Raw genomic sequence first — 25,380 nt, forward strand, 5'->3', positions numbered from 1 at the left:
AGCTTATTGGCTGAACTCTGCAGTTTTGTAATTTTTAAGTGCTGTTGCCTACTCAGCATTTGCCTCACCGGTATTTCCGTTGTCAGCAGCTCCCGTATCTCCTGTTTCAGCATTTCCGGTATCAGCCGCTCCTGTATCTCCTGTTCCAGCATCTCCGGTATCGGCTGCTCCTGTATCTCCTGTTTCAGCGTCTCCGTTGTCAGCGGCCCCGGTATCTCCGGTTCCGGTGTCTCCTGTATCAGATGAGCCGTTGTCAGTGCCCTGAGTTTCAGGCTGTTTGAAAGTATAGGCGTCGGAATCCGTAAGGGTCACTTTTTTCCAGACTTTCTTGTCCACTTCTATTTTAGTGTCTTTGCCCCATTCCTCGAGAAGATTGTTGTAGGCCTCCTGTTTGCGCTCGCTGACAATGCTTTCTTTCTTCGATTTGGTGGCATCCTCATCAAAGACAGAGTCCATACGGGCTACGTAATAGGCATTTTCGCCTTCTATAACTTCCGGGGCTACCTGGCCGTCAGTAAGGGACTTAACAGCCTCTTTCAGCTTGTCATCCAGGGAAGTGTCATCACTGCCAAAGGTTTTTACAGACGCACTCAGATTCTCGTCCACTTCTTTGGCGAGGGCATCCATATCAGCGGCAGCCGGATCTTCCTGTGCATTTATTTTGTCAAGGACAGCCTGTGCCTGATCTTTTTTTGCCTGTTTTTCTTCGTCTGTCAGATCTACAGTCTTGCCTTCCGCATCCTGTGTTCCGGCAGTGGAAATCTGGCAGATGGTTATTTTGCTCTGTGCAGCTTCGGAATCTTCCACATTCGTATCCACGTCAGCGGTCATAGGATCATACATCTTTTCCTGGTAGGTATAAAACTCCAGGATGGTCTCAATGTCAGACTGGCTGACAGCAAGTTTGGCTATGGTATCCGCATCGTTGTCTTCCATGAATTTTTTAGCTGCCTCTTCGATTTTTTTCTGCTCGTCTTCTGTGATGGACACATCATAATCTTTGGCATGCTGTTTTAAAAGCACCATGTTATGTATCTGGTCCATCATGTCGTCCTTGGTGTTTTCACCGTAAGTTTTGCCGTCCTCCCCGTCCTGGTCCCAGATTCCGGCTGCAGAGCCGCCGAACATGGAATAGTACGAAGCCATCTGCGCCTGTGTCATACGAAGCATCATATTGGCTGTACCCAAAGTTATCTTATCATCACCGCAGGTTGCAGCTATCTTGGTTCCGTCCAGTGATTTTCCGCAGCCTGCAAGGCTTGTAGTTCCCAGAACTGCCACAAGTCCTGCGCAGGCGAGAGTTTTTGTAAATTTATTCATAAAGTCCTCCTGTGTCTTCCTGTTCCCCCGAGGGGTCTGAAATAAAGCATCGGCAGATAGGGCACCGATGTTTTATAGTATATTCTTTTTTTACGTTCAGGGCAAGAGATTTTCCTCTTTTTCCTGTAAAATCCCCTCAAATTCATGAAGAATACCGGACACGATATCCATAGCGTCCAGGATTTCTTTTGGTCTGCGGCCTTTCAGGGAAACCAGAAAATAAGGCTGTCCCTCCATACGCATGGTCATGTTGTTTTTATATTTTTCCAGAACAGCAGGAAAACCTGACGCGTCCAGTTTTGCCCGCTCAAACATGGATATTTTCACTTCTGTACCGTTCTGCTTGATCTCACGCACATAGACTTTGTGGGCAAGAGCCTTTAGGTTGGCGATGGCAAGCAGATTCTGAACGGATTTCGGGGGTTCCCCGAACCGGTCCATAAGTTCTTCCAGCATATCCTCGTATTCTTCCTGGTTCTCTATACCGGCAATGCGTTTGTAAATGTCCAATTTCTGGTATTCGTTGGGAATGTAGCGGGGCGGAATGAAGGCATCCATATCCAGATCGATGGTTGTCTCGAACTCCTCCTGCTGTTTGATTCCCTTTGCCTCTTTCACCGCCTCGTTGAGCATTTTACAGTAGAGGTCATATCCCACAGCTTCCATGTGGCCGTGCTGCTCCGCTCCCAGAAGATTTCCGGCGCCTCGGATCTCCAGGTCACGCATGGCTATCTTGAAGCCGCTGCCCAGATCCGTGAACTCACGGATGGCATGGAGGCGTTTCTCTGCCACTTCCTTTAGCATTTTGTTTCTCTTGTACATAAGGAATGCATAGGCAGTCCTGTTGGAGCGGCCTACACGCCCTCTGAGCTGATAGAGCTGGGACAGTCCCATCTGGTCCGCATCATGGATGATCATGGTGTTGGCATTGGAAATATCCAGTCCTGTCTCAATGATGGTAGTGGAGACCAGCACGTCGATCTCACCGTTGATGAAGCCGTACATGATCTTTTCAAGCTGATGTTCATGCATCTGGCCATGGGCAAATGCCACGTTTGCCTCCGGTATCAGCTTTGCCACGCGGTTGGTGATCTCATCTATATCGTTGACCCGGTTATAGACGTAATAGACCTGACCGCCCCTTGCAATTTCCCGGCTGACCGCCTCACGTACCATCTCCTCATTATATTCCATGACATAGGTCTGAATAGGGGTTCTGTCCATGGGAGCCTCTTCCAAAACGCTCATGTCACGGATCCCTATAAGACTCATGTGAAGAGTTCTTGGAATGGGAGTGGCTGTCAGGGTGAGCACATCCACATTCTCCTTCAGGCTCTTGATCTTCTCCTTATGTGTCACACCGAAGCGCTGCTCCTCATCCACTATGAGGAGTCCAAGATCCTTGTATTTTACATCCTTTGAGAGGAGACGGTGGGTGCCGATGACAATATCCACCAGCCCCTTCTGCAGATCTGATATGGTTTTCTTCTGTTCCGCCGGTGTCTTAAAACGGCAGAGCAGATCCACACGGACAGGAAAATCCTTCATCCTCTGTACAAAAGTATTGTAGTGCTGCTGCGCCAGAATCGTGGTAGGTACAAGATATACCACCTGTTTACTTTCCTGTACGGCTTTGAAGGCTGCGCGGATGGCAATCTCTGTCTTGCCGTAGCCCACATCCCCACAGACCAGACGGTCCATGATCTTCCGGCTCTCCATATCATGTTTTGCAGCTTCGATGGCGTTTAACTGATCCTCTGTCTCCTCAAAAGGAAACATTTCCTCAAACTCCTTCTGCCAGACAGTGTCAGGCCCATACTGATAACCATTCTGAGACTGCCTGACCGCGTAAAGTGCCACCAGATCCTTGGCGATATTCTTTACTGCACCTCTTACCCTTGTCTTTGTCTTCTTCCACTCCTGACCGCCCAGTTTGTTGAGCTTTGGCGCTTTCGCATCCGCGCCTGCGTATTTCTGCAGCATGTCAAGCTGGGTTGCCAGGATATAGAGGTTGCTCTTGCCGGAATATTCAATCTTGATATAATCCTTGACGATTTTGTCCACAGTGACCTTCTCTATACCCCTGTAAATACCAAGGCCATGATTTTCATGGACTACATAGTCGCCTACATTCAGCTCGGAAAAGCTCTGGATCTTCTTTCCGCTGTACTCTGTCTTCTTTCTGCGCTTTTTCTTCTCCTGGCCGAAAATGTCGGTCTCGGTGATCAGGACAAACTTGATCAGGGGATATTCAAATCCCCGCTTTGCGTGGCCGTAGGAGGTCATGATCTCGCCGGGCGCTATGGTTCTGTTCAGGTCCTCCGTATAAAAGCTGCTGAGTCCCTCCTCCTGAAGGTCCTGGGCAAGTCTCTGCGCTCTTGTCCTGGAACCGGAAAGAAGAAGTACCTGGTATCCGTTTTTCTTCCAATAGCGCAGGTCTTTCACCAGCAGCTCAAAGCTGCTGTTGTAGGAATTCACAGACTTTGTCACTGTGCGGTACTGACCGTTCATTTCCCAGTCTGCCTTCTGTTGTTCCATAGTACAGAGAGATACGCAGTTTTTCCGGTTGAGGCGGTAAACCACCTTTTTGTATCCGCACAGCAGGTCTGTCTGACCTGCCAGTAGATATCCCTTTTCCAGGCGGTTTTTCATGCTTTCCCGGAATTCACTCTCCACTGCTTCCCCTTTTTCCAGAAGACGGTTTGTCTCATCCAGAAATATAAGGGTGTCTGCCGGGTCAAAATAGTCCAGAAAAGTCACCGGATCTTTGTAAAAATACCGTATAAAGTGCTCCGCCGCCGCAAAGTCTTCAAACTCCTTCATGGCATTGACAGCTTCATCCACCGCGTTTTTCAGTCTGGCTGCCTCCTCTGTGAGAAATGCCTCCCGCAGCTTTTTCACAGTGGTGTTTTTTTCCTTCTCTATGGCTTTTAAGCCTTTCTCCAGCACCTCCTGGGTCAGCACCATTTCCGCCGCGGGATAGATGGTTATCTCCTCCAGGTTCTCAATGGAGCGCTGGCTCTCTGTCTCAAAGCTTCGGATCGAGTCGATCTCATCTCCCCAAAGCTCTATACGGATGGGATTCTCCTCTGTGAGAAGAAAAAGGTCCACAATGCCGCCCCGGATGGCAAACTGCCCCGGTGCCTCCACCTGTGCACTATACTCAAATCCCATGTTGACCAAATCTTTTTTCAGTTTTCCCAGATCCAGCACACTGTCGTTTTTGAAATGCAGCACATGCTGTTCAATGACTGAAAGCGGAAGCAGATAGTCCATACAGCCGCCCATGCTGGTGATGACAGTCACGCCTTTTTTCTGCAGAAGGGCTGCGATCACCTGCATCCTCTGCTTTGTCAGAAGATTGCCGTGAATATCCGCCTGGAAGAAAATAAGGTCCTTTGCCGGATAAAAAAGCACATCCCTGTCATAAAAACGGTAGTCCTCATAAAGTTCTTTTGCTTTCAGGTCGTTCTCCGCAATGATCAGACAGTTGGCGTTCTTTTGCTTTTCATCCTGCCTCATCCCTTCAAACAGTCCGTACATTACATGGGCTTTCTGGGATTCAATGCAGCCGGACAGCTGCAGAACGCCTCTGTTCTCAGGAAGACGGCTCCTGATCTCCTGATATTCATTTAAATTTAAAAGTGGCTGTATGACTGCTTGCATATCCCTCTCCTGTTACCTGCCGTTCAATATTTTTATCTTGTTTTCACTACTTCTTCTTTGCATTATATTTATTCATGGCAGCGTCTATGCCTTCTGTAAGGATTACTTCTACCGCGTCTGCGGCCTCCTCTATAGCTCTGTCCACTTCTTCCCTCTCCTTGGTGGAAAATCGGCCCAAGACATAATCCGCCAGATCCCATCCTGCTGGTTTTGCGCCCACGCCTACTTTGATGCGGTAAAAATTCTGGGTGCCGATCTGGGAGATTATGCTTTTCATGCCATTGTGTCCGCCGGCACTGCCCTTTTTTCTGATACGTATCTGGCCCGGCTCCAAGTCTATGTCATCGTAAATGACGATCAGTTCTGTTTCGGGGTCCATCTTATAGTAATTGATAAATTCCCGGATAGACTCCCCGCTCAGATTCATATAAGTAAGAGGTTTTGCCAGTATCACTTTTTCCCCGGCGATCATTCCTTTTCCGTACATTGCCTTGTGCTGAACGCCAGAGCCGGGAATCCTGTGACGGTCAACCAGCTCGTCTATGGTGTCAAATCCCATATTGTGACGGGTTCTCTCATACTGTTTTCCGGGGTTTCCAAGTCCTGCTACTAAATACATATAGTTCTCCTTAGGTATTTTCCGCCTGCTGGGGCGGAGGAATCCTGGTTTTTAGTTGAAATATACCAGTTCTTCTTTCAGGGGCTCTGTGCGTTCCACAGAGACGGCAGTGAGCACGGGTCCCACTTTGTTATAGAAGTCCATGTACTTATAGTCCACGGCTGCCACAACCTTCACCCATTTTCCCGTTCTCAGGGCACGGGCCTCGGGACTTTTGCACACGTAGCCGATAAATGTGGTATCGTCCGCGCAGCAGGTCATAGCCATGCGGCCGGGTACAAACATATCTTTTTCAAATTCCCTGGATTTTAACACCATACCTGTAAAGGAAACTTTTTTTCCTTTATAAGTCTCAGGGTGGTCCATGGCATCAATGAACCAGATGCCGTAGTCCTCATCCATGATCTCTATGATATCCGCATTTACGTCAAAAGGCATTTCGTCCTCAAAGATATTTTCAATCTCGCCCTCTTCGTCCTCAAAGATGATCTCTGCTGCCTGGTTCACAACTTTAACGCTTCTGCGGAAGGTTGCCAGAGGCATACCCTGTTCACATCGGTTAAAAAGTACCATGTCCGCATTTCTTATCATCTCCACAAAAAGTGATTTCATGTTGTTCATATACACCTGGAAGGTACTGGCATCCACCGTCACAATATGCTGGACAATTCCCCAGCCTTTGGGCATATCCAATTCTTCCAGTCTGCTCAACTGCCACATACTGTTGTATTCAATAATAATGCGGGCAGGATTATAAAAAGCATCATATGCCACCAGACGTTCCGGTGTCATATCCTCCGGATTCTCCAGGATTTCCACTGATGTCCTGCTCTTTTTCAAAGCCTTTTCATCAAATTCTTCTTCCCCCTCCTCACAGAGAATGAGAAGTGTGGGTCCATCTATCTGAAAGTAATCCTGTTCAATGGTAAAATTCAGGAAAGATGTCTTGCCGCTCTCCAAAAATCCCGCCATGAGATAAATAGGTACTGTTATTTCATCCATTTCTACACATCCTTTCCCTCGAGTGTGATCAGCCGCTGCTCTTGGCAGAATGTGCCACACTCCAGCTCTTATACCAGTTTAAAAAGTTTTTCCAGGCTGTCTTCCCTGAGTTTTGAGCCTATTACACAGATTCTGCCTGTGTATTCCGGTGAGCCTTCACGCACGTCAGCCTCACCCGGTACCATATCAAAATAAACCCATCCGCCGTTCTTGCCTTCCACCATTCCTTTTGCCCTGAGGATCATGCCGTATTCCTCATCATCGGAAAGGGCCTCCAGGATCGTACGGATTTCCTCCTCCGTATAAGTTTTGGCAGTCTCCCGGCCCCAGCTTGTGAAGACCTCATCCGCATGGTGGTGATGATGGTCATGATGGTCGTGTCCGCAGCCGCATTCTCCGTCATGGTGGTGCTCATGGCCGCATTCTTCTCCGTGGTGGTGCTCATGGCTGCCTTCCTCCCCATGGTGGTGCTCACATCCGCATTCTTCTCCGTGGTGGTGTTCATGACCACATTCTTCTCCGTGATGGTGCTCACATCCGCATTCTTCGTCATGATGACGCTCATGATCACATTCTTCTTGGTGATGATGCTCGTGGTCATGGTGTCCGCCGCATACCGGGCATACTTCCTCCTCCAGCAGCTCTTTCTCCAGAGAACGGTTATTTTCCATAGTATCCAGAATCTTTGCGCCTGACAGCTTTTCTATAGGTGTTGTGATAACTGCTGCGGATTTATTCAGTCCCCGGATCAACTGAAGGGCAGCGATCACCTTTTCTTCTGTAGACTTGTCTGTTCTGCTTAAGATAATCGTTCCTGCGTATTCGATCTGGTTGCTGAAGAATTCACCGAAATTCTTCATATACATTTTGCATTTCATGACATCCACAAGGGTTGTGAAGCTGTTTAGTTTTATGTCAACCTCTCCCTCCACCTTTTTCACTGCTTTGATCACATCGGAGAGTTTTCCAACACCTGATGGCTCAATTATAATGCGGTCAGGCTGATATTTCTGGATCACCTCTTTTAACGCCTCGCCGAAATCCCCTACAAGGGAACAGCAGATACAGCCGGAATTCATCTCACGGATCTCAATCCCCGCCTCTTTTAAAAATCCGCCGTCAATGCCGATCTCCCCAAACTCATTTTCAATGAGCACTACCTGCTCACCGCTGTATGCCTCTTTCAGAAGCTTCTTGATCAGTGTAGTCTTACCCGCTCCCAGAAAACCTGAAAAAATGTCAATCTTTGTCATCTCTGTCTCATCCTTTCAAATCAAAATTTTTATTTATATTTTGTCAGTATAACCGCCGTACAGTCCTGATAACCAGCCGGTGTAACAGTTCAGGCAGGCTGAGCCGTTCCACACCCTGCCATTAAAGACTGCTTCACCATGGGTTGGATGCCGGCTATAACACGGTAAAAGGGGACGAAAGTACCACTTCCGCCCCTGCTGTGCATGAATTTGTCAAAAACGCTTTTACGCTTTTACCATATTATCATATGTTGATAGAAATTAGCAAGATTTTTTTCAGCGCCTGATCTCCTCTACAACAGAGTCCTTCAAAACTGCCCTGACCGGCATGGCCACTGCCGCCATACTAAGCAGGATATTCACCGCTGTCAATCCCAAAATAAGCCACACGGATACCTCTTCCTTTGGCAGGACAAAAAGGTAAACCTTCTGCATCATATAGAGCAGAAACTGCCGCGCCAGCACATACCCTGCTCCCATGACCAGGCTCGCATAGATTCCATACCTCAGAGCCTCTTTGAGCATCATCAGCATGTATCCCCTGTCACTGATACCCATGGCACGCAGAATCCCAAACTCATGGCGCCTGGAAAGTACCATGGAACTGATACTGTTCATAATATGCAGAACACTGATGATCAGAAGGATCACACCCACACCATAGAAAAATAACATTTTCTGCTTTAAAAAAGTATTCTCTCTGGCAATATCCGCCGTGTAGTCCTTTAGAACACAGTGCGGAACACTAGAAGTAACTTCCCTGACCTGTTTCTCCGCACCGTAAGCATCCGAGGCAGATTCTTTTTCCATGCTGATGATCTGATATCCCTCCACGCCAAAATTGTCTTTCATCTGCTTGTTTGTAAATATAAGACTTAGATTATCAGGGCTGCTTCCTATATAGAAATCTGTTTTTGCCATTGTCCTGTTCACAAGAGCGGCTACTGTAAATTCTTTCTCCTGATACCACTCCTCCCCGGACTGAAACTTATATACTTCTTCGGGAACCTTCTGATCCTTTGGTACCTTTAAAGTGATAGTATCCCCCGGCTGTATCTTCAGTCCATCATAATTTCCCTGGCCGTCCATAATGGTCTGAAGTATCACCGCGTTCTCCTTCTCTATAGTCTCCGGGTCAATCGTTCCCTCCAGCAGGTAATCTGAAAGTTTTCTGATCATCTCCGGTTCATATCCATACACATTAGTTTTCAGACGGAAATCACCGTCAGCGTCCTCCACTGCCCTGCCTCCGTACAGTTCCATATTCCTCTGACTGATATTCTCCCCGCATTCCGGCTCATATTTAACACCGATTTCTGGATAATAGGTAAGCCATTTAAAGTCCTGTCTCTTAACAGGTATTTCTCCCAACAGATAACTTGTGGGTAAGACTCTTGAGATTCCCCGGATCTTCTTCAGTTCCTCTGCCGTATCTTCCGGAATCACCTGGGACAGATCATTGGATTCCTCATACAGGAGCATATCCGATCCCAGACCGTCATCTGCCTTCATAGTCAGCATATTGTTTGCCTTTGTGTTGGCTGTCATATAGGTGGTTCCCAAAAATATGATCCCCCCAAGGCACAATGAGAATAAAATCCCAACAAAAACACTTTTTCTCTCAAACATAAATTTTTTAGTAAGGACTTCCGGCATATTCTCCGTTTTCAGGCTATAGATTTTCCTGCTTCTCTGCTTTGCCGGGTTCTTACGGAGTATTTGCATAAGATTCATTTTGATCAGCTTTCTGCAGAGTGCCATACTGACCAGAACCAGTAATACAGACATGACTGCAAAATTCTTCACAAGGGAATCCACATCTGTCATAAAGCTGCCGGGAACCGTATCCTCACCGGTAAATACACGAGAAAAACGGCTGTATAAAGCTCTTGCCCCTAAGTTACCCAACAGACTGCCCACCGGATATCCTATCAAAAAAATCCCCCAAAGTTCCAGAAACATCATCTGAAAAAGACGTATGCCACCAATCCCCAGCACATTTAATACACCATACTGGGATATCCTTTTCTGCAGGGAAATCCTGTAGATACTGGAAATAATAAAAACGCTGAACAGTATCAGCACAACCGATATAACGTTCCCGTTTGTCCCCGGATTATCTCTCAAAATTGAGGACAGGATATAAGTAAATTTTCCTTCGGGAAGCCGGAGCCCGGTCTTGATGATACGAACAAATGCAGCGGGTATGGTCCCCTCCACATAAGCAGTCAGATCATTGTTCCTTTTTAATTTCTCAAGAGGAATCTCAAAATGATCAGCCAGGGCTTCCAACTGCTTATATACTTTTTTCCTTTCATCAAAGCGCAGATAGAGCCGCGTCTCCCCTGTTTCGTCAGGTGTGTCTTCACTGACAAAAGCCATCATTTCTTCGCCGCTGTTTGCCGGGCGGCTTTTCACGATCCCGCAAAGGGTATATGTCTTTTCACCTAAAGTAACCTGGGTTCCCAGCTTTTTTTCAACCTGAAGGTTACTGATGGTATAAGCATCCAGTGCAATCTCATCCTGCTGCTTGGGATACTCCCCCTCCTCCAGTGTGCGGCCCATGATATCCATATAGTTCCTGTCCCCGTAATTCAAAGAGATCACGTATGGTTCCCCCATGACTGCTTTGGTTTCTATATGACCTATACGTTTCAGCTCATATCCTTTTCCTTTGGGATGTTTATCAATCTCCTCCCTCATCTTTTGATCTACATTCATATAATAATGCCAGTCTCCGCCCGTCTCCCTGGCCTTCTCCCTGCTGCTGGACCGGCCGCTGTATAAAAGGGAGCTGATCCCGCCCAGAAGTGCCATAGAGAGAAGAATGCTGAAAAAAATAGACAAAGTCTGGCGCAGATAAAACCTGCTGTACTGCCAGGCAAGTTTTGCGGCTGTCCTCATACCCACGCACCGCCTCTCTCATAAACCCTGCCGTCCTCAATCCGGATAATGCGGTCACAGGTCTGGGCAATTGCCTCGTTGTGGGTCACCATAAGTATGGTCTGATGGTACTTGTCACTGCTGGCTTTCAGAACACCCATAACCTCCATAGTTGTTTTGGAATCCAGGTTTCCGGTAGGCTCATCTGCCAGGATCACCGCAGGCTTATTGGCTAAGGCTCTGGCGATGGCCACCCTCTGCTGTTGTCCTCCAGAAAGCTCATCCGGGTACTTTTTCCTCTTCTCCCAGAGTCCCAGATCCTTTAAAAGTTCTTTTATATACTGGTGGTCCACATGTTTTCCTTTGTCAAAGGTCACGGGAAGAGTGATGTTATCATATACATTTAAGACCGGCATCAGACTGTAATTCTGGAACACAAACCCTATATTTCTTCTTCGGAAAATCGTCAGTTCCCCTCGCTTCAGACTCTGTATCTCCCTGTCCCTGATGGTTATTTTCCCCTCAGTGGGAACATCCAGACCTCCTATCAGATTCAGAAGCGTACTTTTCCCGGAACCGGAGGTTCCCACCAAAGCGGCAAATTCTCCCTGCTCTATTTCCAGTGAAATTCCATTCAGAGCCTTCACTGCATTCTCATCCTGACCATAAATTTTAGTCACGTCTTTTACCTGTAAAATCATTTTGTGTCATCCTCCTTTACAATTTTGATTTTATCAGGCCCGCCTTTCAAACAGGCTACAGAATCAGAGGTTCTCACTTACAGTTCTGTAAGAATACACTGAAGGTACTTCCGCATCCCAGCTTTGAATTTACAGTCACATATCCCTTTTCCTTTTCCAGGATCAGTTTCACAAGATAAAGACCAATGCCGGAGCCCTCTTCCCCGGACACTTTGGGGCTCCTGTAAAAACGTTTAAAAATCTCTGTCTCTTCCGTCTTGTCAATCCCTGCCCCCTGGTCGGATATCTGCAGTTCACTGTACATTTCGTAAGACTTTATACAGATCATAATACGGCTTTGGGGCGGCGAATATTTCACAGCATTTTCCAGTATGTTTTCCAGCGCTTCCGCTGTCCAGGAGGGATCATGCCACAGATATAAGGAAGGGATTTCCTCCACCTGTATCTGGATCTGCTTTTTTTCTGCCTTCTCATATATGCTGTTCACTGCCTGTAAAAGAGTTGGCTTTATATCCGCATCTTTCCCCTCAAAAGTAATGACATCCTGCTCCAGGCGCACCATCTTCAGAAGGGAATTGAGTACCCACTGTATTTTTTCTGTCTGGCGGCGCAGCTTCTCCAGAAAATGTTTCCTCTGCTCTTCGGAGAGCTTCTGGTTTTCCAGTATTTCACCGTACATCCTTACATTGGCAAGGGGTGTCTTCAACTGGTGGGACATATTAGAGACCAGCATTTTAACCTGTTCCTTTTCCCTGCTTGCCCCTGACATTTCCAGATCCTGCCGCTCCTGCAGCCTTCTGGCTTTATAGGACAACGCGGACAAAGGCCCCTCCTTTAAGTCCGATATAGTGACCGGCTTTGCGCTTAGGATCTCATCCATCATTCGGTCAATTTCCCGGTACATTTTCCTTGATCTGTACCGCTCCCACAGAGCAAAACCGATACAGAGGACTGCGATTCCCAGTAATACTGCCTCCATATCATATCTCCTTCCATATATAACCCATCCCACGGATATTCCTGATAAATACCGGCTCATCCGGATCGTCCTCTATTTTCCGGCGAAGGCGGCGGATATTTACAGATACTGCATTCTCGTCCACAAAACGTCCTTCGCTGTCCCAGACATGAGCCAAAATCTGCTCCTTGCTGACAATCCGGCCTTTGTTGTCTATCAGATAGGTGAGAAGCCTGTACTCTACTGTGCTTAAAGATATCTCCCTGTCACCACGCAGCACACGGCAGGTACTCCTGTCTATGTAAAATCCATTAGAAAACCGGATAAATTCCGCATCTTTACGCTTTAACTGCTTCTTTATCCTGGTTTTTAAAACTGCCAGGGAAAATGGCTTTGACATATAATCATCCGCGCCTGTCTCCAGGGCCTGTATCTCGTCCATTTCCGTATCCCGGGCTGTCAGCATCAGTACCGGAACCTGACTGGTCTTTCTCACTTCCCGGCAGAACCCGTAGCCTGTTCCATCGGGCAGATTACAATCTAAGATAATAAAATCCGGACACGATTCCCGGAATTTTTTAAGGCCCTCCTCCATTGTGGATGCACAGATAACCTGGTATCCCTCACTCTCCATAGAAAATGCCAGCCCCTCCAGCAGGTCCTGGTCATCCTCCACTATCAGCAATTTATTCATTCTGCTTTCCTCCTGACAGCTCATATAAAAAATTAACTTATACCCTAAATGGCATCCCATAACTTATACAGCAGCAAGAGCTGCACTATAATGTATTTTCCGTTACTATCCACAGAACGCTGTTTCTGCAGGGCTGTAAACAGCATACATTTTCCATCAGTATAGCAAAAAAGGGCAGAAAATGCACTTGTTTCCTTTCATGGAGTATACTCCATGAAATCTGTCTTTTTGCTTGTTGACATTGGTTTTACAGGCTATGATAATCTTAATTCATCAAAAGCTGAAACCCCTCTGCGGCAGCCAGCGCGATATGGAGCAGAATGCTCCGTATCTGTGCATCGCGAAGCGTGTTACTGTTCACAGAACTGCGCTTTCTGCAGGGCTATGAAGAATAACATATGTTTCAGTAAGAATGGAGGAAAAAGATTTATGAATGCAAAAGAGAAAGTAAAGAAAGAGCCTACCCTGCTTCTGGCTCTGACCCCGGTGGTGCTGACTGTCATCATCCTGATTTTTTCCGTATCTGTGCTGAAGGTGGATGTACAGGTTCCGCTTATTCTCGGCACCTGCATCACTGCCTTTATCGCTATCGTCTTTCTGGGTTACACCTGGCAGGACCTGGAAGATGGTGCCGTTGAGTCCCTAAAAAGCATTATGCAGGCTGTCCTGCTGCTGATCATCATCGGCGCTACTATCGGAACCTGGATCGTAGGCGGCGTTGTTCCCGCCCTTGTATACTACGGATTGCAGATACTCACCCCTGCTTTCTTCCTGGTAGCCTGTATGATCCTGTGCAGTATTGTCTCCCTGGCCGCAGGCGGGTCCTGGGCTACTGTGGGCACCATCGGCATTGCCCTTGTGGGGATCGCAAAGGGCCTGGATATCCCGGTAGGTCTGGCCGGCGGTGCCATTATCTCCGGTGCTTACTTCGGTGATAAAATGTCACCTCTGTCTGATACCACGAACCTGTCCGCTGCCATTGCAGGCGCAAAGCTCACAGACCATATCAAACATATGATGTACACCACAGCCATAGCCTATGGCATTTCCATTGTAGGCTTCGGCATCATTGGCTTCCGTTTCGCCGGGCAGGAACTGGACCATGGCCAGATCAACGGCATTTTGGATGCTCTGGCTTCCAACTATAATATCACTCCCTGGCTGCTGCTGGTACCTGTCATCGTAATTGCCCTGATCGCCCTTAAAGTCCCTGCCATTCCCGGCCTCTTTGCAGGAACCGTGCTCGGTATGCTCTGCGGTGTTATCTTCCAGCATCAGGATTTATCCATCGTGTTCAACGCAGTGCAAAACGGCGTTGTCGTTGAGACAGGCCATGCCATGGTGGATGAGCTTCTCACCAGAGGAGGCCTCATGAGCATGATGTGGACAGTTTCCCTGATCATCTGTGCCCTGTCCTTCGGCGGTATCCTGGAGTGCACAGGCATGATGAGTGTTATCGCCAATAAACTGCTGGAATTTGCCAAGAGCACCGGCTCACTTGTGCTTGTCACTATTATCTCTGCCCTGTTCTGCAACGTCCTCCTGGGAGACCACTGTATCGCCATTGCCATTCCGGGAAGAATGTTCAAGGACGAATACCGGAAACGCGGCCTGGCTCCCCGGAACCTCTCCCGGGTGCTGGAAGACGCCGGAACCGTTACCTCACCGCTCATTCCCTGGAATACCTGCGGTGCCACCATGTCCGGCTTCCTGGGTGTGCCTACACTGACTTATCTGCCCTACTGCTTCTTTAATATCCTTTGTCCTGTTATCTCAGCCATTTTCGGCTTTACGGGGCTGACGATCATGAAGCTTGAGGATGACCCTTCCTCGGACCAGTATGTAGAGAAAAAAGGGAAACATCTTGTTAAAGAATAAAAATGTTTATTTTCTGGAGGAACTTTATGAAAAATCTAAACCGGGACCAAGTGATCTATACAATGAGCAGAGAACACCGCCCTGTTCTCACAGTAAAAAGCGGTGAAACAGTCACAGTACATACCTATGACTGTTTTAAAGACAGACTGGTCCCAGAAGACAGCTCCTTTGATTCTCTGCTCTTTGATGAGTTAAATCCCGCCACCGGCCCAATCTTCGTGGAGGATGCCAAACCGGGGGATACCCTAAGAGCTGACATACTGGATATCTCTCTTGCACCTTTAGGGGTAACAGAGATCGACCCCGAGTTCGGCTGCCTTGCCAAACTCGTAAAAAAACCTGTTGTCAAACGGCTCCCTGTAGAAAACAAAAAGATCATCTTTAGTCCCAAACTGTCCCTTGACTTAAAACCCATGATCGGTGTCATCGGCGTAGCTCCGGCAGACCGGGACATCCCCACAGATACTCCTGACTCCCACGGCGGCAATATGGACTGCACACAGATCAAAACAGGTGCCAGCGTATATTTCCCCGTATCTGCAAAAGGCGCCCTTTTATCCCTGGGAGATCTGCACGCCTGTATGGGCGACGGGGAGATTGGCGGCTGCGGTGTGGAAATCGCGGGTGAAGTCACTTTAAAGCTCACTGTCATTCCCGCTTACCAGAAACCCTACCCTGTTGTTGTCACGGATAAAGAGGTCATGGCTGTGGCCTCCTGCAAAACTGTGGATGAGGCATGGCAAAAGGCAGTGGAATACCTGCACGACTACATGGTATCCGAGACAGAACTGACCTCTGATGAGGCTGTCATGCTGCAGTCCATCGCAGCCGACTTATCCATCTGTCAGACTGTAAACCCCAACAAAACCGTACGCATGTCCATCCCCCTAAAATATCTGGAGGCATACGGATACCGTCAGAAATAATCTGCTTGCCAAAGCATTTCCCTCTCTTGTATACTGGTTATAAGAACCATCTGCAAGGGAGGGATTTTTTTGGAATATCTGAAAAAAGCAAAGCCCGCGGACCGTCAGAGACAGCAGGATCTGGAAGCTGAGGTACACGCCATTATCAGAGATGTGTCCGCGCGGGGAGACAGGGCTTTGATCGAATACAATACACAGTTTGACGGAAATACGCGCACCAGTCTGCGCATTTCACCTGAAGAGATCAGACGGGCTTACAATCTCACTTCCCCGGAACTGATCCGTGATCTGAAGGTCACGGCACAGCGTCTGGAGGATTTTGCCTTAAAGCAGAAGGCATCCCTCCATGGGTTCAGCGACTATGAGATATCCCCCGGCATTTTTCTGGGGCAAAAGATCATACCGGTTGATTCCTGCTGCTGTTATGTTCCCGGCGGCGGATACCCCCTGTACTCCACCGCCCTGATGATGGGCATCACCGCCCGGACAGCCGATGTGAGAAGAATTGCCATGTGCACGCCTGCTGTGAACGGGACAGACAGCGTACATCCCTCCACTCTGGTAGCTATGGATATTGCCGGGATCCACGAAATCTACGCCCTGAGCGGTGCCCATGCCATAGCCGCCTTTGCCTGCGGAACAGAACAGATACAGCCTGTGGATATGATCGTAGGCCCCGGCAACCAGTATGTGACGGAGGCCAAACGCCAGTGTTATGGGCGTATCGGCATTGACTTTCTGGCCGGCCCCAGTGAAATTCTTGTGATCGCAGACCGGGAGGCTGACCCCTGCTGTATAGCGGCTGACCTGCTCTCGGAATCGGAACACGATCCCCAGTCCATCGCACGGCTGATCACCACAGACAGAGAACTTGGCCTTGAAGTTATCCGCCAGGTGGAAATGCAGCTCCCTGAACTTGAAACGGAGGACATTGCTTCTGCAGCCTGGAACCTGTGCGGCGAGGTCATACTGGCGGACTCCCTGGATGAGGCGTGCAGTCTGGCCAATGCATTTGCACCGGAACACCTGGTGCTGCATTTTGCTGACGCTGAGACCCATACCGATGGATTCAAGAATTACGGCTCTCTCTTTATTGGAAAATATTCCGCTGTTGTATACAGCGACTATGTAAACGGCATCAATCATACTCTTCCCACGGGAAAGGCGGCCCGGTACAGCGGCGGCGTCTGGATCGGCACATTTTCCAGAGTCTGCACGACCCAGCGCCTGACTAAGGAGGCGGCACAGCAGATTTCAGCCCTGGCCTCACACCTGGCAGAGGGAGAAGGCTTCCCCGGCCATGCAAACGCGGCGTCCATGCGGATGAAATCCTGACAATCTTATCTCACAACATAACAGACAGGCCAATACCCGGGGCGTCACCCTTCCCGGTTATTGGCCTGTCTTTTGCTCTCGTACAACAGAAGCTGGTTTTCTTTTCCCACTTCCACAGGGCAGTCAATGGTTCGCTCCTTGACAAGAGCGTATCCCTTTTCCCTGATATCTCCGAGAAACTGTCTTTTATCAAAAAACCGTTCTCTGTCTTTTCCTGAAAAATAGCACCCTATCATCTCCCCATTTTCCTTCAGATATTCAGCCATCCTGCCCGGCAGGGATTCGCCTCGCCTCACCTTACAGTAATTGGAGCTGAAATAGTCGATGAACAGATCCACGCTCTCTTTCTTTAACGGATAATTTCCGCTGCCGTCAGCCAGATACAGGATATCCAGATCCAGCTTCAGATACTCGATCCGTTCTTTATACATTCTTAGCACCTGAGGGTAACGGTCTGTGATGATGAACAGCACGCGGTTCTCTATCTTTCTGAAATGTGTATATAAATAAAAAAATTCATTGATATCTGTCTCCATGACTACCCGGTCATAGAGCTGCAGCCCGGAAACACGGTGGAGGAGAAAATTATAGCTTCTCTGCAGCATGGTCACCACAGAAGCCGGAAGGTCTTTGTATTTTTCCCGTTCCAGGTCCGCGCCGCCGTCCGACTCATCCGCCGCTCCCGGAGACAGGACGATCCCGTCACTGATCTCCAGGGCATATCCGCAGGAACAGGTCAGTTTTCCGTTATAGATGTACCTGCTGTTCATCTGTACCTGCTCCACGGCAAATGCCTCCTGGCAGAAGGGACAGCGCAGGTATTCCAGTGCCTTCAGAGGAACCCCTACCAGAACCTTGTCTCCGGCAGTCTCAATGGTGAAGGATTTTTCCTCCTCCTCTATGCGGATGATTTCCTCTTTGATATTCTCAATCTCCCCGCGCAGGGATTTTTTCTTTTTGTCCAGGAGTATGAGGTATTCGGCGATCTCCTGAGGCTCCACCCAGTTGGAAGTACGTCTGAGAGACAGAACCTTCTGGATCTCTTTCAGCAGAAATCCCATTTCCTTCAGCTTATGTATCCAGCGGATGTCCTCAATACTGTCCCCGCTGAAATCATACAGATTCCCATGCCTTCCTGGGACGATAAGACCCAGCTCCATGTAATAGCGTATGGTATCCTGAGATATATGCAGCAATTTTGAAACTTCACCTATTTTGATACAGCCTCACCTCTTTCCCACTTGGCTCGTTGCGCCCATTATATTGTGAACTACGTTCCCAATCTTTTGCAGTCGCCAAATGTGAGCTAGCTCCCACTTGGCTCGTTGCGCCCATTATATCAACAAAAACGGACATTTTCAACGAAATGATTTGTTTTTCCGGGAAAGTGTGATAGAATGTAGCTTGAAACAGCAGCATGTCATTTTGAGTCTTATATACAGACTCCGAATGCGGATTGAACTACAGGAAAAGGGGATTTTTGCCATGTATAGTTTTCAGAATGATTACAGTGAAGGAGCGCATCCAAACATACTCAGGGCGCTGGAAACCATTAATTATCACCAGAATAATTCCTATGGACTGGATGAGCACAGCGATAATGCCAGAGAATTGATCCAGGAAGCACTTGAGGATTACAGCGTAGACATTCATTTTATCGCCGGAGGCACCCTCACGAACCTGACCTTTATCTCCCATATTCTGCGGCCATATGAAGCAGTTTTAAGTGCTGACACCGGCCACATCAACACCCATGAGACGGGAGCCATTGAATCCACCGGCCACAAAGTTTTTTCCATTCCAACAGAAGACGGAAAGCTGACACCGGATTTCATCCGCCCTGTATTAAAATTACATGAAAATGAACACTGGGTGGAACCTCGCCTGGTTTATATATCAAACCCCACGGAAGTGGGAACCGTTTACACAAAAGAAGAACTGGAAACCCTGTACGCCTTCTGCAAACGCCATGACCTGTACCTGTATATGGACGGCGCCCGCCTTTCCATGGCTATGGCAGCGGAGGAGACACATCTAACTTTCCCGGATCTGCCCAATTTATGTGATGCCTTTTACATCGGCGGTACAAAAGTGGGAGCCATGTTCGGGGAGGCGCTTGTCATTGTAAAAGAGGAATTTAAAGATCATTTCCGCTTCAACATGAAACAGCATGGAGCTATTCTTGCAAAAGGCTGGATGATGGGTGTCCAATTCGAAGAACTGTTCAGGGACGGACTGTACCTGGAACTTGGACGAAAGGGCGTTGCCATGGCACAGATCCTGAAAGAGGTATTTGAAAAAACAGGTATTCCGCTCCTGGCGCCGGCACCTACAAATCAGGTATTCCCCATTTTGCCGGATGCTCTGGCAGAAGCCGTAAATGAAAGATTTTTGACCACCTTCCAGTGCAAGCCGGACAAGGATCATACTTGTCTCAGATTCTGTACTTCCTGGGCCACCAATGAGGAGGCTGTCAGGGATTTTGCTTCGGAGTTTGAGGATTTGGCAGCCAAATTCAACAGGTAACACCAGAACTTTCAAACACATTTCAGTATGTAAAGGCATTCAGGAAGCTTTTTATCCGGGATGCCTTTTCTTATTATCGTCTGCATAGGAGACACATTATGAAAATCAATCCATCCGTCAATGACAGCTTAAAAGAGCGGGCAGCCCACGGGAGCCAGGAATTTCCCCTTCAGGTATATCAGGATATGGAATACTGCGAAAACGGATTAATCCTTTACAATCACTGGCATGAGGAGGCGGAAATACTGTTTGTGACAGAGGGCATGATGGAACTGGCCGTAGACGGCATTTCTATTCTTGCCGGGAAAGACACCATTGTGCTGATCCCGCCCAATCTGCTCCACGTTGCCTATCAGTATCAAAACCAAAAATGCCGTTTTTCCTCCATCGTATTCCATCCCGACTTCGTTTCCAGTAAAAATCGGGATATCATACAGGCGCAGCAGCTAGATCCGTTTTTTGAGAACAGCTTTGTGTCCTCCTACGTCATATACGGCACGGATTTAAAATCCGAAACCGTAAGGGGTCTTCTCAGGGAACTGACAGCAAGCTATCTCGCCTCCAATCCTTACCGGGAACTTTTGATCAAGGGTTATCTTTACCAGATTTTATCTCATCTGCTGATAAAGGAAGAAAAACACAACATCAAATCCATGTCCGACTACATAAACGAAGAGCGGAAAAAGAAAATTTTAAAATACATTGATGAAAACTACCAGAATCCCTTAAGCCTTGACGCCCTTGCCGGGTCCGTCTCCCTGAGCCGTGAGCAGTTCTGCCGTTTTTTTAAGAAATCCTTTCGCTCCACACCCATTTCATACCTGAACCGCTTCCGCATTAACCGCTCCATGGCTCTGCTTAAGGAAACCAGCCTTCCGGTCATTGACATTGCAATTGCCGTGGGCTTTGACAGCAGCAACTACTTTGCCATCTCCTTCCGAAAAGCAACGGGAATGACTCCCAGTCAGTATAGAAATATGACATGATTTTAATATACCCTGACATCATCTTTGATGTTTTTTTCCTCCGATAATTTTATAATACAAAGAAATACACAGTCAGCCGGCACCGGCCGGCGAAAAAAACACGATCCACTTATCAACAGGAGGAAAATTATGTCATTCTTTACAAAAAGTGAAAACTATATTGAATACCACAATGCCGGCGAAACTCTGCGCATTGCGGCATGGGGCGAGAACAGCCTGAGAGTCGTGTCTGTCCCCTCCGGTCCCCTGGACATGTCCAGCAGCGCCCTGAAAGACCAGGCCCCTGTAAACGTACAGATTCAGACAGATGAAGAAACCGCGGTCATCAAAAACGGAAAGATTTCCGCCCTCATTGATACCAGAGGCTGGAACAGCGCGGCTGTTGTCACCTTCTTTAACGACAAAAATGAAATACTGCTGAAAGAGATGGACGGCGGCGGTGCCCTGATACGGCGTGCCAGGAAATTCTCCCCTTATATCGGCGGTGATTTCCGCCTGAAGGTCACCTTTGAAGCCAACAAAGATGAGAAGATCTACGGAATGGGACAGTATCAGCAGGATATTTTAGATTTAAAAGGCTGCAACATAGAGCTGGCTCACAGAAATTCCCAGGCCTCCATCCCCTTTTATGTATCCAGCAAAGGCTATGGCTTTTTCTGGCACAATCCTGCGATCGGAAGCGTGTCCTTCGGCAAAAATGTGACGGAATGGCGGGCTGACAGCACCAAAAAAATGGACTACTGGATCACAGCAGGCGACACTCCTGCCCAGATTGAATCCCAATACAGCCAGGTGACAGGAAGAGCACCTATGATGCCGGAATGCGGGCTTGGTTTCTGGCAGTGCAAGCTCCGTTACCACAATCAGGAACAGGTACTGTCCGTTGCCAGAGAATACCACCGCCGCGGCATTCCTGTGGATGTGTTTGTGGTGGATTATTATCACTGGCCCCGGTGCGGCGATTACCGCTTTGACGAGAATTTCTTCCCGGACCCCAAAGCCATGGCAGAGGAACTGCGCTCCTACGGCATGGAACTCATGGTATCTGTGTGGCCCCAGATTGACTGGCGCAGTGAAAATTTCCAGGAGATGCGTCAGAAAGGCCTCCTTGTCCAGACGGAACACGGCCTGAACGTACAGATGGATTTCCAGGGCAACAACGTATTCTATGACGCCACCAACCCGGAGGCCAGAGAATATGTATGGGACAAGTGTAAAAAGAACTATGCAGAGAACGGGATCAAGCTCTTCTGGCTGGATGAGGCGGAGCCGGAATACACCACCTATGACTATGAAAACTACCGCTATTACGCCGGAAGCGTTATGCAGCAGGGAAATATCTATCCCCGTGAATATGCACGAGGCTTTTACGAGGGACAGAAGAAAAACGGACAGGAGGATGTCCTGAACCTGGTGCGCTGCGCCTGGGCAGGAAGCCAGCAGTACGGCGCCCTCATTTGGTCCGGTGATATCCACTCCACCTATCAGGATTTCCGCAATCAGATCGTAGCCGGCCTGCAGATGGGCCTCTCGGGAATCCCCTGGTGGACCACAGATATTGGCGGTTTCCACGGCGGCAATATCTACGACAAGGATTTCCAGGAACTGCTGATCCGCTGGTTCCAGTTCGGCGCCTTCTGCCCTGTTATGCGTCTTCACGGCAACCGCCTCCCGCGCACACCTCTCTACAAAGCAAACGGAGAGGAGACCGAGGGCACAGGTGCAGACAATGAGATCTGGAGCTATGGGGAAGAAAATTATCAGATCATGAAAAAGTTCATTGAAATCCGTGAAATGATGCGTGACTATACCAGAAGCCTTATGGCTAAGGCACATGAGACAGGTGCTCCTGTTATGCGTACCATGTTCTACGAATTCCCGGAGGACACCCGGACCTGGGAACTGGATACCCAGTACATGTACGGTTCAGATATTCTGGCTGCGCCTATAGTGGAGCCTCACGCTATGTCAAGAAAAGTTTATCTGCCCTCAGGCTGCACCTGGACAAACGCCCATACAGGGGAGATCCTTCAGGGAGGCCAGTGGATAGAAGCGGAAGCCTCCATAGACACGATCCCTGTATTTTTGCGGGATGGCAGACAGGAATATCTGATAAAAAATATCTGATAAAAATATTTGATAAAAATTCAGTGTTGACATTTCCTTCCTGCCGCTATATGATTATGGCAGGAAAAATACCTGAAAACAATTGAATATGCAAGGGGAGCTGACGCGTCGGCTGAGAGGAAATACGAACGGATTTCGACCCTGAGAACCTGATACGGATAATGCCGGCGTAGGAAGCGAACCAGAAGTTTATGTATATTTGGTGCATCCCATCAGGGGTGCACTTTTTTTCTAAAAAAGTCCCCCTTTTGTCACCTCTTCACCTCTTCTATCTCCTTTCTTTCGGACATTTCCGTGTCCCAAAGAAAGGAGATTTTCATGCAGTACACAACTCAGATGGACGCCGCCAGAAAAGGCATCATCACAAAGGAGATGCAGGCGGCAGCTAAAAAAGAACAGATGGATGTGAGACAGCTTATGGCTCTCATGGCAAAAGGCCAGGTCATCATCCCCTGCAACAAAAGGCACACCTCTCTGGAGCCAAATGCCATCGGCTCCATGCTCAGAACAAAAATCAATGTAAACCTGGGTATATCCAGGGACTGCAAAGACATGGATATGGAAATTGAAAAGGTGAACAACGCTGTGAAAATGGGCGCTGAATCCATTATGGATCTGAGCTCCTACGGAGACACCCGCACCTTCCGCAGACGTCTCACCAAAGAATGCCCTGCCATTATCGGAACCGTCCCTATCTACGACGCTGTAGTCTACTATCACAAACCCTTAAAAGAGATCACGTCCCGGCAATGGCTTGACATAGTGCGCATGCATGCCGAGGACGGCGTGGACTTCATGACCATCCACTGCGGCATCAACAAAGAAACCGCAGGAAAATTCAAACGTAACAAGCGCCTCACCAATATCGTCTCCCGCGGCGGCTCCATCATCTTTGCCTGGATGGAAATGACAGGCCAGGAGAATCCTTTCTACGAGCATTATGATGAGATCCTGGATATCTGCCGGGAATATGACATTACCATGAGTCTCGGGGACGCCTGCCGCCCCGGATGCATCCAAGATGCCTCTGATATCTCCCAGATCGAGGAGCTGATCACCCTGGGCGAACTGACAAAACGTGCCTGGGAAAAAGATGTACAGGTTATGGTGGAAGGCCCCGGACACATGCCTCTGGACCAGATCGAAGCCAACATGAAGATCCAGCAGACTCTCTGTCAGGGCGCCCCCTTCTATGTGCTGGGTCCCCTGGTGACAGATGTTGCCCCCGGATACGACCACATCACCGCTGCCATCGGCGGTGCCATTGCAGCCACCTACGGCGCTTCCTTTCTGTGCTATGTAACTCCTGCGGAACACCTGCGCCTGCCCAATCTGGACGATGTAAAGGAAGGCATTATCGCCTCCCGCATAGCAGCTCACGCTGCCGACATAGCCAAGGGCGTAAAAGGCGCCGCTGACTGGGACAGAAAAATGAGCACTGCCCGTAAAAATCTGGATTGGGAAGAGATGTTCCGTCTCTGCCTGGACCCGGAAAAAGCCGGACGATACCGCGCGGAGGCCAAACCGGAAAAAGAGGATACCTGCAGCATGTGCGGCAATTTCTGCGCTGTCAAGAATATGAACCGGATATTGGACGGTGAGATCGTCAACATCTATGACGAGTGAGAAAAGAGGCGGAAACTATGATAAAGATCAATGGCACCCCCGTACAGCTCTCAGCCCCGTGCACAGTGGAGACATTTCTTCTGGAACAGGGCTACACGCTGCAGCGGATCGCTGTGGAGCGAAACGGGGAAATACTTCCCAAAAAACATTACGCTGACACCCTCGTCCTTGAGAATGACACCTATGAGGTTGTCAGCTTTGTAGGAGGCGGCTGATTTGGAAGAAGGACACCACATCCTGTCTAAAAGTGAAATGGAGGAGGTACTGGCAGAACGCCACACACTCCCCATATACAGGAAACTCAAAAGGTCAGGAGCAGCTATTGCCGGTCTGGGCGGACTGGGCTCTCATGTGGCAGTTATGCTGGCACGTACCGGTATCGGAAGCCTCCACCTGATCGACTTTGACCGGGTGGAGCCCAGCAATCTGCACCGCCAGGCCTATAAAATGAAACATTTGGGCAGATATAAAACGGACGCGCTGAGAGAAGAAATTTCAGAGATCAACCCCTATATTTCAGTCCGTACAGACACGGTTAAGCTCACGCCTGACAACATAGGCAGCTTGCTGGCAGATGACAGGATCATCTGTGAAGCATTTGACCGGGCAGAAAGCAAAGCCATGCTGGTCAATCATCTGTTAGAACACCGGCCGGACGCTGTCATTGTATCCGGTTCCGGTATGGCCGGCTTTGGAAGCAGTAATACCATACATACAAAAAAAAGAATGAAGAATCTGTATCTCTGCGGGGATGGTACCAGTGACACCGCCTCCGGCATAAGCCTCACGGCCCCCAGGGTAACCCTGTGCGCAGCCCATCAGGCCAATATGATATTGAGGATTATCCTGGGAGAGACAGATGTATAAAAAAAGTATAGAA

General features: G+C 48.6%; 19 protein-coding genes and 1 riboswitch. Of the genes, 9 read left to right on the forward strand and 10 right to left on the reverse strand.

Translation table 11 applies throughout. The annotated features are described in order from the left end of the window. Positions 1 to 48: 48 nt before the first annotated feature. From BLCOC_RS25845 to BLCOC_RS25885, 9 genes are all read right to left on the reverse strand, one after another. Complete coding sequence (locus BLCOC_RS25845; protein ID WP_029471415.1) at positions 49 to 1,320, reverse strand: peptidyl-prolyl cis-trans isomerase; 1,272 nt, start codon at positions 1,318 to 1,320, stop codon at positions 49 to 51. A gap of 96 nt (positions 1,321 to 1,416) precedes the next feature. Next, a complete protein-coding gene (gene mfd, locus BLCOC_RS25850; RefSeq protein WP_115623813.1) occupies positions 1,417 to 4,986 on the reverse strand; it encodes a transcription-repair coupling factor in 3,570 nt (1,189 codons plus the stop codon). Positions 4,987 to 5,032: 46 nt separating this feature from the next. Next, the gene (gene pth, locus BLCOC_RS25855; protein ID WP_018595483.1) at positions 5,033 to 5,605 is read right to left on the reverse strand and encodes an aminoacyl-tRNA hydrolase; all 573 of its coding nucleotides are present in this window, start codon (positions 5,603 to 5,605) and stop codon (positions 5,033 to 5,035) included. A gap of 51 nt (positions 5,606 to 5,656) precedes the next feature. After that, positions 5,657 to 6,607: a TIGR03943 family putative permease subunit gene (locus BLCOC_RS25860; RefSeq protein WP_115623814.1), complete on the reverse strand. Its 951-nt coding sequence runs from the start codon at positions 6,605 to 6,607 to the stop codon at positions 5,657 to 5,659. A gap of 68 nt (positions 6,608 to 6,675) precedes the next feature. Beyond that, positions 6,676 to 7,860: a GTP-binding protein gene (locus BLCOC_RS25865; protein ID WP_115623815.1), complete on the reverse strand. Its 1,185-nt coding sequence runs from the start codon at positions 7,858 to 7,860 to the stop codon at positions 6,676 to 6,678. 276 nt (positions 7,861 to 8,136) lie between these two features. Next, complete coding sequence (locus tag BLCOC_RS25870) at positions 8,137 to 10,764, reverse strand: ABC transporter permease (protein WP_115623816.1); 2,628 nt, start codon at positions 10,762 to 10,764, stop codon at positions 8,137 to 8,139. Beyond that, positions 10,761 to 11,444, reverse strand: coding sequence for an ABC transporter ATP-binding protein (locus BLCOC_RS25875; protein ID WP_018595479.1), 684 nt, complete (start codon positions 11,442 to 11,444; stop codon positions 10,761 to 10,763). Before BLCOC_RS25875 ends, BLCOC_RS25870 begins: the two co-directional genes overlap by 4 nt. A gap of 73 nt (positions 11,445 to 11,517) precedes the next feature. Continuing rightward, the gene (locus BLCOC_RS25880; RefSeq protein WP_115623817.1) at positions 11,518 to 12,423 is read right to left on the reverse strand and encodes a sensor histidine kinase; all 906 of its coding nucleotides are present in this window, start codon (positions 12,421 to 12,423) and stop codon (positions 11,518 to 11,520) included. 1 nt (position 12,424) lies between these two features. Beyond that, positions 12,425 to 13,096, reverse strand: a complete 672-nt coding sequence (locus BLCOC_RS25885; RefSeq protein ID WP_115623818.1) for a response regulator transcription factor — start codon at positions 13,094 to 13,096, stop codon at positions 12,425 to 12,427. A 429-nt stretch (positions 13,097 to 13,525) separates the two neighbouring features. Here BLCOC_RS25885 and nhaC point away from each other — a divergent pair, with 429 nt between their 5' ends. The 3 genes from nhaC (at position 13,526) to hisD (ending at position 17,235) form a co-directional block, all read left to right on the forward strand. Further along, entirely contained in the window at positions 13,526 to 14,974 is a 1,449-nt protein-coding gene (gene nhaC / locus BLCOC_RS25890; RefSeq protein WP_115625495.1) for a Na+/H+ antiporter NhaC, read from the forward strand. 26 nt (positions 14,975 to 15,000) lie between these two features. After that, a complete protein-coding gene (locus BLCOC_RS25895) occupies positions 15,001 to 15,900 on the forward strand; it encodes an acetamidase/formamidase family protein (protein ID WP_165907232.1) in 900 nt (299 codons plus the stop codon). Between the two features lie 153 nt (positions 15,901 to 16,053). Beyond that, positions 16,054 to 17,235: a histidinol dehydrogenase gene (hisD, locus tag BLCOC_RS25900; RefSeq protein ID WP_416387591.1), complete on the forward strand. Its 1,182-nt coding sequence runs from the start codon at positions 16,054 to 16,056 to the stop codon at positions 17,233 to 17,235. Positions 17,236 to 17,279: 44 nt separating this feature from the next. Here the strand turns inward: hisD and BLCOC_RS25905 are convergent, their stop codons facing one another. Then, positions 17,280 to 18,431: a MerR family transcriptional regulator gene (locus tag BLCOC_RS25905; protein ID WP_165907233.1), complete on the reverse strand. Its 1,152-nt coding sequence runs from the start codon at positions 18,429 to 18,431 to the stop codon at positions 17,280 to 17,282. A gap of 289 nt (positions 18,432 to 18,720) precedes the next feature. Here BLCOC_RS25905 and BLCOC_RS25910 point away from each other — a divergent pair, with 289 nt between their 5' ends. The 6 genes from BLCOC_RS25910 to thiF all read left to right on the forward strand — a co-directional run bounded on the left by BLCOC_RS25910 (position 18,721) and on the right by thiF (position 25,367). Next, positions 18,721 to 19,761, forward strand: coding sequence for a threonine aldolase family protein (locus BLCOC_RS25910; protein ID WP_018595471.1), 1,041 nt, complete (start codon positions 18,721 to 18,723; stop codon positions 19,759 to 19,761). Positions 19,762 to 19,859: 98 nt separating this feature from the next. Further along, complete coding sequence (locus tag BLCOC_RS25915) at positions 19,860 to 20,747, forward strand: AraC family transcriptional regulator (protein WP_018595470.1); 888 nt, start codon at positions 19,860 to 19,862, stop codon at positions 20,745 to 20,747. Positions 20,748 to 20,876: 129 nt separating this feature from the next. Then, a complete protein-coding gene (locus BLCOC_RS25920) occupies positions 20,877 to 22,874 on the forward strand; it encodes a glycoside hydrolase family 31 protein (RefSeq protein ID WP_029471425.1) in 1,998 nt (665 codons plus the stop codon). Between the two features lie 83 nt (positions 22,875 to 22,957). Next, a riboswitch (TPP riboswitch) is annotated at positions 22,958 to 23,068 on the forward strand. Between the two features lie 124 nt (positions 23,069 to 23,192). Continuing rightward, positions 23,193 to 24,500: a phosphomethylpyrimidine synthase ThiC gene (thiC, locus tag BLCOC_RS25925; RefSeq protein WP_115623822.1), complete on the forward strand. Its 1,308-nt coding sequence runs from the start codon at positions 23,193 to 23,195 to the stop codon at positions 24,498 to 24,500. A gap of 17 nt (positions 24,501 to 24,517) precedes the next feature. Beyond that, positions 24,518 to 24,715, forward strand: coding sequence for a sulfur carrier protein ThiS (thiS, locus tag BLCOC_RS25930; RefSeq protein WP_018595467.1), 198 nt, complete (start codon positions 24,518 to 24,520; stop codon positions 24,713 to 24,715). Position 24,716: 1 nt separating this feature from the next. Continuing rightward, the gene (gene thiF / locus BLCOC_RS25935; RefSeq protein WP_115623823.1) at positions 24,717 to 25,367 is read left to right on the forward strand and encodes a sulfur carrier protein ThiS adenylyltransferase ThiF; all 651 of its coding nucleotides are present in this window, start codon (positions 24,717 to 24,719) and stop codon (positions 25,365 to 25,367) included. Positions 25,368 to 25,380: the final 13 nt, after the last annotated feature.

The sequence above is a fragment of the Blautia coccoides genome, from assembly GCF_034355335.1.
Lineage (GTDB): Bacteria > Bacillota > Clostridia > Lachnospirales > Lachnospiraceae > Blautia > Blautia producta.